Annotated in this window: 13 protein-coding genes; 5 read left to right on the forward strand and 8 right to left on the reverse strand. The window is 65.9% G+C overall.

Translation table 11 applies throughout. The features are described from left to right. The 4 genes from AC04MI_RS09425 to AC04MI_RS09440 form a co-directional block, all read right to left on the reverse strand. On the reverse strand, positions 1 to 1,028 hold a 1,028-nt coding region (locus AC04MI_RS09425; protein ID WP_476497681.1), incomplete at its 3' end, for a S49 family peptidase. A gap of 92 nt (positions 1,029 to 1,120) precedes the next feature. Further along, a complete protein-coding gene (locus AC04MI_RS09430; protein ID WP_436078024.1) occupies positions 1,121 to 1,501 on the reverse strand; it encodes a Rieske (2Fe-2S) protein in 381 nt (126 codons plus the stop codon). A 26-nt stretch (positions 1,502 to 1,527) separates the two neighbouring features. After that, the gene (locus tag AC04MI_RS09435) at positions 1,528 to 2,202 is read right to left on the reverse strand and encodes an HAD family hydrolase (protein ID WP_108497127.1); all 675 of its coding nucleotides are present in this window, start codon (positions 2,200 to 2,202) and stop codon (positions 1,528 to 1,530) included. A 25-nt stretch (positions 2,203 to 2,227) separates the two neighbouring features. Next, a complete protein-coding gene (locus AC04MI_RS09440) occupies positions 2,228 to 3,229 on the reverse strand; it encodes an RluA family pseudouridine synthase (protein ID WP_395455752.1) in 1,002 nt (333 codons plus the stop codon). Positions 3,230 to 3,828: 599 nt separating this feature from the next. On the opposite strand from AC04MI_RS09440, the gene AC04MI_RS09445 reads away from it, so the two are divergent. The 4 genes from AC04MI_RS09445 to queF all read left to right on the forward strand — a co-directional run bounded on the left by AC04MI_RS09445 (position 3,829) and on the right by queF (position 9,887). Continuing rightward, positions 3,829 to 6,990: an Rne/Rng family ribonuclease gene (locus tag AC04MI_RS09445; protein ID WP_476497682.1), complete on the forward strand. Its 3,162-nt coding sequence runs from the start codon at positions 3,829 to 3,831 to the stop codon at positions 6,988 to 6,990. Between the two features lie 224 nt (positions 6,991 to 7,214). Then, positions 7,215 to 8,000: a peroxide stress protein YaaA gene (gene yaaA, locus AC04MI_RS09450; protein WP_436078026.1), complete on the forward strand. Its 786-nt coding sequence runs from the start codon at positions 7,215 to 7,217 to the stop codon at positions 7,998 to 8,000. A gap of 36 nt (positions 8,001 to 8,036) precedes the next feature. Continuing rightward, entirely contained in the window at positions 8,037 to 8,942 is a 906-nt protein-coding gene (locus AC04MI_RS09455; protein WP_476497684.1) for a 2OG-Fe(II) oxygenase, read from the forward strand. Between the two features lie 99 nt (positions 8,943 to 9,041). Beyond that, complete coding sequence (gene queF / locus AC04MI_RS09460; RefSeq protein WP_436078027.1) at positions 9,042 to 9,887, forward strand: NADPH-dependent 7-cyano-7-deazaguanine reductase QueF; 846 nt, start codon at positions 9,042 to 9,044, stop codon at positions 9,885 to 9,887. Between the two features lie 35 nt (positions 9,888 to 9,922). Here the strand turns inward: queF and AC04MI_RS09465 are convergent, their stop codons facing one another. From AC04MI_RS09465 to AC04MI_RS09480, 4 genes are all read right to left on the reverse strand, one after another. After that, positions 9,923 to 10,189 carry a hypothetical protein gene (locus tag AC04MI_RS09465; RefSeq protein WP_056061307.1) on the reverse strand — a complete coding sequence of 89 codons (267 nt, stop codon included), beginning with the start codon at positions 10,187 to 10,189 and terminating at the stop codon, positions 9,923 to 9,925. Positions 10,190 to 10,282: 93 nt separating this feature from the next. Then, positions 10,283 to 11,842 (reverse strand): methyl-accepting chemotaxis protein, encoded by a 1,560-nt coding sequence (locus tag AC04MI_RS09470; RefSeq protein WP_436078028.1) that lies wholly within the window; start codon positions 11,840 to 11,842, stop codon positions 10,283 to 10,285. 193 nt (positions 11,843 to 12,035) lie between these two features. Continuing rightward, positions 12,036 to 13,253 carry a Y-family DNA polymerase gene (locus AC04MI_RS09475; protein ID WP_476497692.1) on the reverse strand — a complete coding sequence of 406 codons (1,218 nt, stop codon included), beginning with the start codon at positions 13,251 to 13,253 and terminating at the stop codon, positions 12,036 to 12,038. Positions 13,254 to 13,388: 135 nt separating this feature from the next. Next, a complete protein-coding gene (locus AC04MI_RS09480) occupies positions 13,389 to 14,336 on the reverse strand; it encodes a DMT family transporter (RefSeq protein ID WP_476497694.1) in 948 nt (315 codons plus the stop codon). Positions 14,337 to 14,471: 135 nt separating this feature from the next. Here AC04MI_RS09480 and AC04MI_RS09485 point away from each other — a divergent pair, with 135 nt between their 5' ends. After that, a complete protein-coding gene (locus AC04MI_RS09485; protein WP_099729672.1) occupies positions 14,472 to 15,353 on the forward strand; it encodes a LysR family transcriptional regulator in 882 nt (293 codons plus the stop codon). The last annotated feature ends 10 nt before the right edge of the window (positions 15,354 to 15,363 follow it).

Here is a 15,363-nt window from a genome sequence, read left to right on the forward strand (position 1 = left end):
GATATGGCCAGTGACTTGACGGCGCCCATGCCCACCGCCGCGCCAAACCGCTTGGCCAGGCGCTCGGCCACGTTGTCGCGGCGGGTGTAGTCGATGATGTCTTCGGCCTTGACCACTTCGCGCGCGACATAGTCCAGGTTGCCCAGCTTGTCCGCCAGGCCCATTTCCACGGCCTGCTGGCCCGTCCAGAACAAGCCGCTGAAGGTATCGGGCGTGGTCTTGAGACGGTCACCGCGCCCTGCTTTCACCACGGCGATGAATTGCTGGTGGATCTGGTCGAGCATGGTCTGCGCGTAGGCGCGCTGCTTCTCGGTCTGCGGGCTGAAGGGGTCCAGAAAACCCTTGTTCTCGCCTGCAGTGAGCAAGCGGCGCTCCACGCCCACCTTCTCCATCACGCCGGTGAACCCAAAACCGTCCATCAGCACACCAATGCTGCCCACGATGCTGGCCTTGTCCACGTAGATATCGTCGGCGGCGGCTGCAATGTAGTAGGCAGCCGAGGCGCAGGTTTCTTCGACCACGGCGTAGATCGGCTTGTTGTGCTTGGCTTTCAGGCGCACGATCTCGTCGTTGATGATGCCGGCCTGCACCGGGCTGCCGCCGGGCGAGTTGATGAGCAGCACCAGCGCTTGCGAGCCCTCATCCTCCAGCGCGCTGCGCATGGCGGCCACCACAAACTCGGCACTGGCCTCGGCGCCGCTCGCGATCTCGCCCTTGATGTCCACCACGGCGGTGTGCGGCGTGCTTTTGCTGGTGCTGGGCGACGCCTGACGCAGGGCCACGAACGCAACAGCAGCAAACAACACCAGCCATGTCAGGCGGAAAAAAATCTTCCAGCGGCGGGCGCTGCGTTGTTCGTTGAGGGCGGCAAAGGCCAGCTTTTCCAGCGTGGCGCGTTCCCACCCGGGTTCACGCGATGAATCGCTCACAGGGGCTCCTGAATTAGTAGCTGCTTGCGCCCACAGATCGGGGGCGGAATTGCTTTTGGGGTCAAAGCCCGACGAGGCGGGCTGCTGGGGGTCAGTCATGTCATGCGTCCTGGGCACTGCACCGCTGCGGCCCGCGCTTTGCGGTGGCCCGCATCGGGCGGCAGCACATCAGGGTAATTAATCTGGATTTTCTAGAACTCTGCAGGCTGCAGGTTGTAGGCAGTATGCCAGCGCACCACACCATCGCTCTCCGACAGGGCAATTTTGACCAGCCCACCGCGGCAGGGACCGCCCGCACACTGGCCGGTATGGGGCAAGTAGGCCGCCCCGTGGGTGGCACACAACAGCCAGTGGCCTGTGTCATCAAAAAAACGGTTGGGCTGGTAGTCCATCTCCATCGCCACATGGGTGCAGCGGTTGAGGTAAGCGTGCGGGAGGCCTCGGTAGCGAATCGCAAAGGCCCTGCACGTCTGGCCTGCGTACTGCACATCAAACGGCACGGCCAAGCCTCCATCGACAAGGTCGGCACTGTTGCACAGCGCGATAGGCTGGTCAGTGGAGGGTATGGTCATGGGCTCGTCCCGCTCCGATACCCGCGTCAAGCGTTGTGCAGCAGCCAGTCGTGCAGCTCGCGCACCGAATGCACAACCGCCAGCGGCTGGAGGGCATGAAAGGCGTCGGGCTCGTGTGCGCCATAGCTCACCCCTACGCTCGCACAGCCCGCGTTGACCGCCATCTGCAGATCATGGGTGGTGTCGCCAATCATCAGCAGGCGCTCAGGCGCCACGTCAAATTCGGCCATCAGCTCCTGCAGCATCAGGGGGTGCGGCTTGCCAGCGGTCTGGTCGGCGGTGCGGGAGCCGTCGAACACGCCGCGCAAATCCACCGAATGCAGCGCCTCGTCCAGCCCGCGCCGACTTTTGCCCGTGGCCACGGCCAGCAGGTGCCCACGTTCACGCAGATCGCTCAGCAGCGGCAACACGCCATCGAACAGGCTCAGGTCGTCCTGGTGCTGGATGTAGTGGAAGCGGTAGCGATTGCCCAGCTCGGTGTACTTTTCGGGTGGCACATCAGGGGCGGCATGGGCCAGCGCCTGCATCAGGCCCATGCCAATCACATAGGCGGCCTCCTTGTCTGTGGGTACCGTGCCGCCCACGTCGCGCACCGCTGCCTGGATGCAGCGCACGATGATGGCGGTGGAGTCGAACAGGGTGCCATCCCAGTCAAAGGCGATGAGGTCGAAGCGGCGCGGACGGAAGTTTTTGGCAGACATGGAGGGGTTTCTTCGCGCAGGATCGTCAGGCAGGGGACACGAAATCGGCCAGCTCAGGGGGTAGCTCGGCAATCAGTTGCACACGCTCGCCCGAGGCGGGGTGGTTGAACTGTAACCGCCATGCGTGCAGGAACATGCGCTTCATCGAGAGCTTCTGCAGGCGCTTGTTGAGGTCAAAGTCACCGTATTTGTCATCACCCACGATGGCGTGGCCCTGGCTTGCCAGGTGCACACGGATCTGATGGGTGCGGCCTGTCTTGATGGTCACCTCCAGCAGGGACATCGCCGGCAGGCCTTGAGCGGGGCGCGCGGGCACGGTGCTGCGCACCTTGACCAGTGTGATGGAGCGCATGCCATCCGGGTCATCGGCCGTGGTCACACGCACGCGGCGCTCGCCGTCGGCCTGCAGGTACTTGTGCAGTGGCAGGTCGATGACCTTTTTGTTGGCAGGCCAGATGCCCGTGACGAGTGCCAGATAGGTCTTGCCTGTCTCGCGCTCACGGAACTGGTCTTGCAGGTGAGTGAGCGCTGACCGCTTCTTGGCCACCAGCAGGATGCCCGAGGTCTCGCGGTCSAGMCGGTGCACCAGTTCCAGGAACTTGGACGCCGGCCGCGCCTGGCGCAATTGCTCGATCACGCCAAAACTCACGCCGCTGCCGCCGTGCACCGCCACGCCCGCGGGCTTGTCCAGGGCAATCAGGTGCTCGTCTTCGAGCAGGATGGGAAATTCGCGCGCAGGCGCCGGACGCTCGGCCTTCTCGGCCACCTTGTCGGAGATGCGCACGGGCGGCAGGCGCACCACATCTCCTGCTTCCACGCGGGTGTCGGCGCTCACGCGGCCTTTGTTGATGCGGACCTCACCGCTGCGGATGATGCGGTAGACATGCGTTTTTGGCACGCCTTTCAAGTGGCGTATCAAAAAGTTATCGAGCCGCTGGCCAGCGGAGTCAGCATCCACTTCCACCAGGCGGGCTGCGGGAAGCCCCGCAGGGGCTGTGGGCGGTTTGGCCCCTATAATGTGTTTCACCTGCGCGTTGTTATGTAAGTGGTTGATTTGTCTGGAGTTTAGTCCACACAGCCCTTGCCCCTCACGCAGGCAGGTCGATGCCACCGGGCGTCGTGCGCGCAGATTGCAGGCCAGATGCCTGTGGTGGCCAGCACGCCGTGCGGCGGGCTGACAGATTGAAACACTGATACGGAATCCCCCAAGCTGGCAGATGTTCCCTACCCGGGCGCAGCCTGTCAGCGGATCAAAGCGAGCATGTGGTTGTTGATGAGCTGGATGGTGACCTTGTGGCGGTGGCTGATGCCCCCGGCTGCACGCTCCAATTCAGCCCCAACGCCCAGCCAGCAGGCGCAATCAGCTACTCTTTTGCTAGCAAAACTGCGCTCCTACCACTCGCCCCCATCCACGCGCCCCTGCCTCACGATGCTGCGCTAGAGCGCGGCAGATCATTGGCATTCCCGGCAATTCCCTTCGTTTCGATGCGTCAGTCCAGGCATTCACAGCTCCTGTAGAGCTTGTTGTATTGGTTTGGAAACTGTGGGCGGCAGCCCGCGCAGCCCTCCCTGTGGGTCAGGTGGGCTGCACCGCTGCTGTCCGCGAAACACTGAAGGAATCGCATCATGAAGCGGATGCTSATCAAYGCCACGCAGSCCGAAGAACGSCGCCTGGCCATCGTCGACGGRCAAAAGCTCCTCGACTACGAAATCGARATCGAAGGGCGCGAACAGCGCAAGGGCAACATCTATAAGGCCGTCGTCACCCGCGTCGAACCTTCGCTGGAAGCCTGTTTTGTGGACTACGGCGAAGACCGCCACGGTTTCCTGCCGTTCAAGGAAATCTCGCGCAGCTACTTCACCCCCGGTGTCTCGCCCAGCCAGGCGCGCATCAATGAAGTGATCAAGGAAGGCCAGGAACTGSTSGTCCAGGTCGARAARGAAGAACGCGGCAACAAGGGCGCGGCCCTGACCACCTTCGTCTCGCTGGCCGGCCGCTATGTGGTGCTGATGCCCAACAACCCCCGTGGTGGCGGCGTTTSACGCCGCATCGAGGGCGASGACCGCGCMGARCTCAAGGAGGCGATGGACCAGCTCGARTACCCSAASGGCATGWSCATCATCGCGCGCACCGCYGGCATYGGCCGCACCGCGCCCGAGCTGCAGTGGGACCTGAACTACCTGCTCAAGCTSTGGARCGCCATCGACGGCGCSGCCAAGGGYGGCAAGGGCGCCTTCCTGATCTAYCAGGAATCSWSSCTSGTSATCCGCGCGATCCGYGACTACTTCAAYMACGACATCGGYGACATCCTSATCGAYACCGACGACATCTACGARCAGGCRCAGCAGTTCATGGCGCACGTCATGCCCGAGCATGCYGCCCGCGTGAAGCGCTACCGCGACGACGCSGCSCTGTTCAGCCGCTTCCAGATCGAGCACCAGATCGAATCGGCCTAYGCCCGCACCGTGCAGCTGCCCTCGGGYGGCGCCATCGTGATCGACCACACCGARGCGCTGGTCWSSGTMGACGTGAACTCGGCYCGYGCCATCAAGGGCGGCGACATCGAGGAAACCGCCACSCGCACCAACCTSGAAGCCGCCGACGAAGTGGCCCGCCAGATGCGCCTGCGCGACCTGGGCGGCCTGATCGTSATCGACTTCATCGACATGGAMGAGTCGAAGAACCGCCGCGAAGTSGAAARCCGCCTGCGCGACGCSYTGCGCCARGACCGYGCCCGCGTGCAGTTCGGCACCATCAGCAAGTTCGGCCTSATGGAAATGAGCCGCCAGCGCCTSAAGCCSGCSYTSAGCGAAGGCTCGTCSATCCCCTGCCCSCGCTGCGGCGGCTCGGGCCACATCCGCGACACCGAATCGWSSGCSCTGCAGATCCTGCGSATCATYCAGGAAGAGTSSMTGAAGGACAACACGGCCGCYGTGCAYKKSCAGGTGCCGGTSGARGTGGCYTCKTTCCTGCTGAACGARAAGCGCMCCGAGATCGCCAAGATCGARCTCAAGCAGCGCGTSRCCGTGCTGATGGTGCCCAACAAGACGCTSGAAACCCCCAACTACCGCCTGGAACGCCTSAAGCACGACGACCCGCGYCTGGACCACATCGAAGCCAGCTACAAGMTSGCCGAMGARRTSGARGACCCSACCKCSGTSACGCGCCGCTCGCARGAGCCCACCAACAAGCAGACSCCGGTSATCAAGGGCGTGCTGCCCGATGCRCCCGCSCCCGTGGCGGAGCCCCGCCCCGAAGGCGCCGCACGCCCACCCCGTAGTGGTCAACGCCCTGCAGCYGCTGCCACCCCTGCACCTGCACCAGTAGCCGCTCCAGCACCCGCCCCTGCCGCACCGCAAGAGCAAGGCTTTTTCGCCTGGCTCAAGAGCCTGTTTGGCTTTGGCAGCGCGCCGGCAGCCCCCACCCCGGTCACAACGGCATCGCCCGCAGCCGCACCTGCCGCTGCCGAAACCACCAGCCGTGGCGAACCGCGCCGTGAAGGCCGCAACGGTGAAAACCGTGGCCGCCGTGGCGGCCGCGATGGCAACCGGGACGGTCAGCGCGAAGGCGCACCACGTGATGGCAACCGCGAAGGCAGCTCTGGCGAAGGCCGTGGCCGCCGTGGCGAACGCTCGGCCGAAGGCCGCGCTCCCCGCGATGCAGACAGCCGTCCACCCCGCGACGCAGAGCGCCGTCCCGAAGGCGAAGGCCGTGAAGGGGGCCGCAACGGACGTGGCGAAGGCCGTGAAGGGGGCCGTGGCCGCCGCGACAGCGAGCCGCGCAACCTGAACGCTGGCGTGAATGGTGACAACACCAACGCAGCTACCACTCCGGTGGAAGGCCCCAACGCAGGCAACACCGGTGGCGCAGAAGGCCAGCCGGCGCAGCAACCCCGTGGCGAGCGCGGTCCGCGCCGCGAACGTGGTGATCGCGGTGGCAACCGTGGCGAACGCGGTGAACGCGCTCCCCGCGCGGTCGAGGCCCAGGAGGTAAGCGCCACAGCCGCCGCTGGTGACTTTGCGGACACCGCTCCACTGGCATCGCTGCCGGACCTGGACCTGAGCGGCAATGACGCACCCGCCAACGGCAATGGCGCCACCGAAGAGCAGCGCCGCGAGCGCCGCTCCCGCGACCGCTATGGCCGTGACCGCCGCGAACGCGGCGAGCGTGGCCCGCGCGACAACAACGGCAACGCCGAAGCAGCTGCGCCAGCGATGCTGGACTTTGACCCCACCCAGGCCGAGCCCGCACCGGCACAGGACGAGGCGCCGCGCCGCAGCTACTTCAGCAACGCGCCCGCCGCCGAGCCCGTGGCACCGGTGGCAACCCCTGTCGCAGCTCCTGTGGCAGCCCCAGCCGCTTCAGCCACTGAGCCAGCCGCAGCGCCTGTCACCGCGGCAGCTGTTGCAGCGCCCGTTGCAAACCCTGCAGCCGCCCCGGTGGCCGCACCGGCGCCTGTCGCAGCACCCGCACCGGCGGCGGTAGCCGCCCAGGCACCCGTAGCAACAGCTGGGCAAGCCAAGGGACTGCCCCGCGTTCAGGCGTTCACGCTGCCCATCGATGAACTGCAGCAAGTGGCTGCCGCATCAGGCCTGCAGTGGGTGAACTCTGACGCGGACAAGATCGCTGCCGTGCAGGCCGCCATCGCTGCCGAGCCCAAGCCCATCCGCGTGCCCCGCGAGCGCCCCCCTGCGGTGGTGCTGGACGAAGGTCCGCTGGTGCTGGTGGAAACCCGCCGCGACCTGTCGGCCATGGCGCTGCCGTTTGAGCAGCCCCCCGCAGCCTGATGCGCTGCAATGGCTGCTGCCCCAGGGCTGCAGCCTGCACCCAGAAGGCGGCTCAGGCCGCCTTCTTTTTTGGGCAACTGAGCAAGCGCCGTGCTGGGCGCCAATACCCGCAAGCGACAGAAGACGGTCGTCCAGCAGGTACCATTTCAGGCCGCTGGCGCAGCCAGCAACCCGCGCTTTCCAGGCCACACTTCACCCCCGAGATCCACGGACCCTTTGCCCCCATGCTGTTCCTGCTGTCTCCCGCCAAATCGCTCGACTACGACACSCCCGTTCCCGAAGGTCTGCCGCACACCACGCCCCAGTTTGTGCCGCAGTCCACGGCCCTGATCGAAGTCCTGCGGGAGCAGTCGCCGCAGCAGATCGCGTCGCTGATGGAACTGAGCGACACGCTCGCGGCGCTGAACGTGGCGCGTTACCAGGCCTGGCGCCCCCGCTTCACGGCCCACAACTCGCGCCAGGCGGTGCTGGCCTTCAATGGCGACGTGTACGAGGGGCTGCAAGCCCGCAGCCTGAGCACTGACGACCTGGACTGGGCCCAGAGCCATGTCGCCATCCTCAGTGGCCTGTATGGCGTGCTGCGGCCGCTGGACCGCATGCAGCCCTATCGCCTGGAGATGGGCACGCGCCTGGCCACCGAGGCAGGCAGTAACCTGTACCAGTTCTGGGGCCGCCAGATTGCCGAGCACCTGAACACCCGGCTGCGCGCCGACACCACGCCAGTGGTGATCAACCTCGCCTCGCAGGAATACTTCAAGGCCGTGGACCGCAAGGCACTCAAGGCCCGCGTGATCGAATGCGTGTTCGAGGACTGGAAGGGCGGCAACTACAAGATCATCAGCTTCTTTGCCAAGCGCGCACGCGGCCTGATGGCGCGCTACGCCATCACCCACCGCCTTGCCACACCCCACCAGCTCGAAGGGTTTGATCTGGACGGCTATGCCTTTGCCCCGGCATCATCCGAGCCCGAGCGCCTGGTCTTCCGGCGCAAGACCCTGGCCTCCGCATAAATCCGCCCACCACCCTGCTCTTGTTGAAGGACCGCCATGGCATCGCGTTCTGACCAGCACCCGGACAGCACCACCACCCAGCACGCCAGCGCAGCGCGGCAGGCCATCACCCCCGAGTTGCGCCGCTGGATCATCGAGCAGGCCCAGGCGGGCTACGCTGCGCCCGTGGTGCTGCAGTCCATGCGTGACGCAGGCTGGGACGAAGACGTGGCGGCGGATGCGCTGGAGATCACGCTGCAGGAGCACCTTAACGACCTAGCCGTGCAGCAGGGCCTGCCCTCGGCCGTGCGGGTGCCCGAGCCCCGGCTGGATGAATCCCCCGCCCAGGTGGACTGCGGAGACCGCACCGTGAATGTGCTGCTGGCCATGGCACAGCCGCGCRTCGTSGTGTTYGGCAACCTGYTGTCGCCCGAGGAGTGCGATGCCCTGATAGCCGCTGCAGAGCCCCGCATGGCACGCTCGCTCACCGTGGCAACCAAGACCGGGGGCGAAGAGATCAATGCCGACCGCACCAGCGACGGCATGTTCTTCCAGCGCGGGCAAAGTCCCCTGATCCAGCGCATCGAGGAGCGCATTGCGCGCCTGCTCCACTGGCCCATCGAAAACGGCGAAGGCCTGCAGGTGCTGCACTACCGCCCCGGCGCCGAAYACAAGCCCCACTACGACTACTTCGACCCCGCCGAGCCCGGCACGCCCAGCATCATCCAGCGCGGCGGCCAGCGCGTGGGCACGCTGGTGATGTACCTGAACACACCTGACAAAGGCGGCGGCACCACCTTCCCCGACGTGCACCTGGAGGTGGCGCCGCAGCGTGGCAACGCGGTGTTCTTCAGCTACGAGCGCCCGCACCCGTCCACCCGTACCCTGCATGGCGGCGCCCCCGTGATCGCCGGGGACAAATGGATTGCCACCAAATGGCTGCGTGAGCGGGAATTTCAGTAAAAACCCCGGCATGCGCTAGTCGAACATGCGCCAGAAGCTATAAAAATAGTAGCAATAGCACAGACTCCCTTAGAACCCACACACCCGAAAGACCAGGCCATGAACACGCCAGAACAATCCCAACTCGGCAAGGCATCGGCCTATGTGGACCAGTACGACGCCTCGCTGCTGTTCCCCATCCCCCGCGCGGGCAAGCGGGCCGAGATCGGCATCACCGGCTCGGCGCCCTTCTTCGGGGCCGACCTGTGGACGGCGTTCGAGCTGTCCTGGCTGAATGCGCGTGGCAAGCCGCAGGTGGCGCTGGCGCACATCACCGTGCCCTGTGAGACGCCCAACATCGTCGAAAGCAAGTCGTTCAAGCTCTACCTCAACAGCTTCAACAACACGCGCTTCACCGACGCAGCCGAGGTGCAGGCACGCATCCGCGCAGACATCAGCGAAGCCGTGTGGCGTGGCGCCGAGCACCCTGCCACCGTGGGCGTGAAGCTCATCGCGCCCGAGCTGTTCGACCAGGAGCCCGTGCATGAGCTGGACGGCCTGAGCCTGGACCGGCTGGACGTGGAATGCACGCGCTACCAGCCCGCGCCCGACCTGCTGACGGCCACATTCAATGAAGCGCCGGTGACCGAGACGCTCACCAGCAACCTGCTCAAGAGCAACTGCCTGGTGACCGGCCAGCCCGACTGGGGCAGCGTGCAGATCAGCTACAGCGGCCCGCAGATCAATCAGGAAGGGCTGCTGCAGTACCTGGTGAGCTTTCGCAACCACAACGAGTTCCATGAGCAGTGTGTGGAGCGCATCTTCATGGACGTGTGGACACGCTGCAAACCCATCAAGCTCACGGTGTACGCGCGCTACACGCGCCGCGGCGGGCTGGACATCAACCCCCTGCGCACCAGCCACCCGCAGGCCCTGCCGCGCAACGTGCGCACTGCCCGGCAGTAGGCCTGCCCCCGCCCCCCATCAACCGAACGCATCCGTCAGTTGCGCGCATCGATCCAGTCGCACCGCAGGGTGTGGCGCAGGTGCGCGCGGGTGCGCCAGGCAACGTACAGGCTGGGGACAAAAATGCCGATCAGGCAGACCGGCGCGGCACAGGGCTCGCCAAAAGCGCAGATGGGAAACCAGCCCACCCAGCCCAGCATCCAGACCGTCAGCACCAGGTCCCACAGGTGGTATTCGAGCGGGTGGTCGGCCTTGTGCGCCACATGCCACTGCTTGATGCGCTGCAGCTCGTCGAGGGTCATGGTGATCTCCCGGAAAACGGGAAAATCACTGTAAGTTACGAGTAAGAATTCGTCAAGATACGAATGGCTGTGGGCGGCTCCTTGCGGTGCCGCTCACCCCAGCCGGAACACGTCCACCGAGCGGCCCAGCGACACCGCGCTCTCCTTGAGGCCCTGGGCGGCGGCGGCCGACTCCTCCACCAGCGCGGCGTTCTGCTGCGTCACGGTGTCGAGCTGCGTCACCGCCTCGTTGACCTGGGCAATGCCCTGCGACTGCTCCTTGGTGGCGCTGCTGATCTGCTGGACCAGCGTGCTCACGCGCTCCACGGCGTGCACGACGCCCTCGATGGTGATGCCCGCATGGTCCATCTGCTGCGCGCCGCTGGCGATCTGGTTCACCGTGACGCCGATCAGACCGCTGATCTCCTTGGCCGAGCTGGCGCTGCGTTGCGCCAGGGCCCGCACCTCGCCCGCCACCACCGCAAAGCCCCGGCCCTGCTCGCCCGCGCGGGCGGCCTCCACAGCGGCATTGAGCGCCAGCAGATTGGTCTGGAAGGCAATGCCTTCGATCACGCCCACGATCTCGCTGATCTTGGTGGACGACAGCTTCATCTGCTGCATGGCCGCTCCCACCTCCTGCACCGCCTGGCCACCGCGCGTGGCGATGTCGCTGCTCTGTGCGCTCTCGTGCGACACCTTGGCCGCTGTCTCCGACGTCTGCAGCACCGTGCTGGCCAGTTGCTCCATGGCCGCGGCGGTTTCTTCCAGGCTGCTGGCCTGCGACTCGGTACGGGCCGACAGATCCATGCCGCCGCGCGCGATTTCGTCGGCCGATTCGATGAAGTTGCGCACCTCGGTGCGCACGTCGCCCACCACGGCGCGCAGGTTGACCTGGGTCTGCTGCAGGCGCTGCATCAGCGCGCCCAGGGGTTGGGGGTAGTCGGTGCCCACCGATGTGGCGAGGTTGCAAGCCGAGATGTCGGATGCGAAGCGGGTCGCGTCGTGCACACCTTGCAGCACGGTGGCCTGAAAGCGCCACAGCGTCCACCCTGCCCCCAACACCAGCAGCGCCAGGCGGGCCACCCAGGCGGTGGTGCCCTGCAGCCCCATCACGTCGGGCAACAAGGCCAGCAGCACCGTCAGCAGCAGCAGGATCGCCATGCGGGGCAGCAGCGCCATCTGCGCCAGGCGCTGCTGCCAGCCACGCACTCCCCGGCAGCGCACGTTGCCCGAGTCCAGATAGAAGCTGCTTGCGCCCGAAGCCGCCTCGCTGCGCATCTGTGCATACAGGGCCTCGGCGGCCACCATCTCGGCCGCACTGGGCTTGGTGCGCACCGACATATAGGCGCGTGGCTTGCCGCCCTCCATGATGGGGGTGACGTTGGCTCGCACCCAGTAGTGGTCGCCGTTCTTGCGGCGGTTCTTGACCAAGCCCGTCCAAGGCTCGCCCCGGCCAATGGTGCGCCACATGTCCTTGTAGGCCTCGGCCGGCATGTCGGGGTGACGAATGATGTTGTGGGGCTGGCCAATGAGTTCGTCGTAGCTATAACCGCTGACGCGCACGAACGCCGGGTTGCAGTGCGTGATCTCACCCTTGGTGTTGGTGCTGGACACCAGCAGCTCATCACCGGGGTAGTCAAAATTCTGCTGGGTCACTGGCAGGTTGATGCGCATTCGAGGCTCCTGAAGGGCCTGCGGCAGGGGCAGGCGGCGCGGCTTTTTGTGGCGTGTTGTATGTAACCGCTTGATACGAATCAAGTCTAACTGCTCCCTCCCCTGCTTTGCCCCAAAAAGGTGCCTCCCCACGCCCCTCAAAGCGCAAACACTGAAAGCCTGCTCACCGCCTTTTGGAAATCCGCAGCCTCAATCAAAAAAGCTGCCCGGTTTCCATGGTCGCCTCTGCCCGAGGCCCGCGCCGACGCCCCTCTGCGGCCGCTGTGGCACGCGGCTCTGGCGCTGGTTCTTCCCCCCGCCGCGCCAGTGTGCTGGCCCGCACGCCGAGCAGCCGCAGGCGCTTGTCCAGCGGCACGCGCTTGAGGCATTGCCCGGCCAGCTGCCGGATGGTCGCCCCGTCGGCGGTGTAGCTGTTGGCGGTGTGGTCACGCGTCGCGATCTTGAAGTCGTCGTAGCGCAGCTTGATACCGATGGTGCGCGCCACATAGCCCTTGCGCTGCAGGTCTTCGGCCAGCCGCATGCACAGGTCGGTAAAAATGGCGCCCAGCTCGGCCCGGTCACGCACAGCATGCAGGTCGCGGTCGAAGGTGGTCTCGCGGCTCATGCTCACCGGCTCGCTCTCGGTCACCACCGGGCTGTCATCGCGGCCCCAGGCCACCCGGTGCATCCAGGCGCCGGTGGATTTGCCAAAGTGGCCCATCAGCCACTGCTCATCCTGCGCGGCAAGCTGCCCGATGGTTTCAATGCCCAGCCGTRCCAGCTTCTCGCCCGCCTTGGGACCGATGCCATTGATCTTGCGCACGTTCAAGGGCCAGATCTTGCTCTGCAGGTCTTCCTCGTAAACGATGGAGATGCCGTTGGGCTTGTTGAACTCGCTGGCCATCTTGGCCAGCAGCCGGTTGGGCGCCACGCCGATCGAGCAGGTCAGCCCGGTCCTATCAAAGATGCTTTTCTGGATGAGCCTCGCCAGCACCCGCCCGCCTTCGCGCTGGCCGCCGGGCACGTCGGTGAAGTCGATGTACACCTCGTCCACCCCCCGGTCCTGCATCACCGGTGCGATCTCGGTGATGGTGCTCTTGAACAGGCGCGAAAAGCGTCGCACCTCGTCAAAATCCACCGGCAGCACGATGGCCTGCGGGCACAGCTTGGCGGCCTTCATSAKSCCCATGGCCGAGCCCACGCCGAACTGCCGCGCCGGGTAGGTGGCCGTGGTGATCACACCCCGGCCCACGTAGTCCTTGAGCAGCGGAAAGTCTTCCACCGGTATGAAGCGCCGCTCGCGCTCCTCGGTGCCGTCTGGCCCGCGCAGCAGCAGCTCGTCCACCTTGCGCCGCCCGCCACCGATCACCACAGGCAAGCCTTTGAGTTGCGGGTAGCGCAGCAACTCCACGGACGCAAAGAACGCGTCCATGTCCAGGTGCGCGATGCGGCGCAGCTTGCCGGTAGGGGCAGCCTGCGCAGGAGGTGGTGTCTCAGGAGAATCGGGCTCGGTGGCGGTCACACCCGATATTGTGCGGGGCGGCGCCCTCCTACCGCAGGCGGATGATTAGCGATTGCGCCGCGCGCTGCGCTCCCCGGCCCCGATGGCCCCCAGCATCAGCACCACACCCGCCATCTGCCAACCGCCCAAAGTGTGCTGAAAGTACACCCAGTCCACCACGATGGCGACCGTGGGGTAAGCAAACTGCAGTACCGCCACCCGGGCCGTCGCCAGGCGGGCCATGCCCGCGTACATCAAGGTATACGCCAAGCCGGTGTGGATCAGCCCCAGCCCAGCCAGCCATGCCCAGGAGACACCCCAGGCAGGCCAACCGTGCCCTACGGGGGCCACCCACAGCACGGCCGCACCCAGCGCACATTGCCRCCACGCCAGGGTCCCCAGCGGCAGCACCCCCAAGCGCTTGGCGACCACGGTGACGGTGGCTGTGCACAGCGCACCGATCAGGCACAGGCCCACGCCCACCCAGTAGCCTGGCGCGTGGCTACCGCCCGATGGAGTCAACCCCTCCGCAAGCCCCGTGGCCAGGACCAGCCCCACCATGGCKACCAGCACCGACACCACGCGCTGCCCAGGCACGGACTCTTTCAACCACCAAGCCCCCAGCAGCAACACCCATAGCGGTTGCACATGGAACAGCACCACCGCCACCCCGGTGGGCACCTGCTGGATCGCGGTGAAAAACAGCCACCAGCTCGCCAACATGAGCCCACTGAGCAGCAACACCCACGGCAAAGCAGCCCAGCCCACCCAGAGCCCCCGCCGAAGCCCCGACCAAGACTGGTTGCGCCAGGCCATCCACACCGTGAGCCCAATGAGGCCAAACGCGCACCGGAACCACGTCACCGTCAACGGCGCCGCCTGCGCCTCGTGCACAAACACGCCGATGGTGCCCAGCAGCGCGTTGCCCAGCACGAAGGCGACCCAGCCATCCAGCCGGCGGGCATCCGGCAGCACGTGGGCAACGGCCACAGGTGAAACGGACGCTGGAACCACGGGTGCGGATGTGCCTGAAACGGTAGAGGAAGACTGCTGCATGCCCGCAGTGTGGTTGCCAGCCTTTGCAATCCAAAGCGCATAATTTACACACCAACCATTCGATCATCGAATACATCATCACTGGGGCAATCCATGAGCTACCGCGATTTGCAGTTCGATTGGCTTCAGTGCCTGGTGGCTGTGGTGGATGCAGGCTCGCTCTCCGGCGCGGCGGCCGAGGTGCACCGGTCCCAGTCGGCGGTCAGCATGCAGCTCAAGAAGCTCGAAGACGCTGTAGGCCACCGACTGCTGGAGCGCGATGCCCGCAAGCAGCACCTCACGCCTGAGGGTGAAACCCTGCTGGGCTATGCGCGCCGCATTCTGGAACTGCACGCAGAAGCGCACGACGCACTGAACGGCGACGCCCTCACAGGCCGGGTGCGGCTGGGGGTGCCGGATGACTACGCAGCGCGCTACCTCACGCCTGTGCTCAAGCGCTTTGCGCCCCGTCACAGTGCGGTGGAGATTGAGCTGGACTGCGAGCAGTCCACCGCACTCATCCCGCGTGTGGCCAATGGCGACCTGGACCTGGCCCTGATCTCGCGCGATCACGCACGCCGGGGCACGCTGCTGTTCCATGAGCCCATGGTGTGGGTGGGGTCGGCGCAGTTCGAGTTGTGGAGGCGTGACCCGCTGCCGATTGCGGTGTACGAATCGGCCAGCCTGGCGCGGCGCGGCGCCATCCACGCGCTGGCGCAGCAGGGGCGCCGCTACAAGGTGGTCTATCACAGCTCCAGCCTGGCCGGGCAAATTGCAGCGGTGGAAAGCGGCCTGGCCGTGGCCGCCCTCACCCACTGCAGCGTGCCATCGCAGCTGCAGGTGCTCGGCACCGAGCAAGGCCTGGGGCCACTGGCCCCTATGGAGGTGGCCGTGTACCGCAGCCGCGCATCGCGCGGCTCCAAGGCGGTGGACAGCCTGCAGAACCTGCTGGTGCAGACCCTGAGGCAATCAGGCGGCGCCCGCGTGACCGGCTGAACGCCTAGCG

The sequence above is a fragment of the Acidovorax sp. LjRoot204 genome, assembly GCF_056175785.1.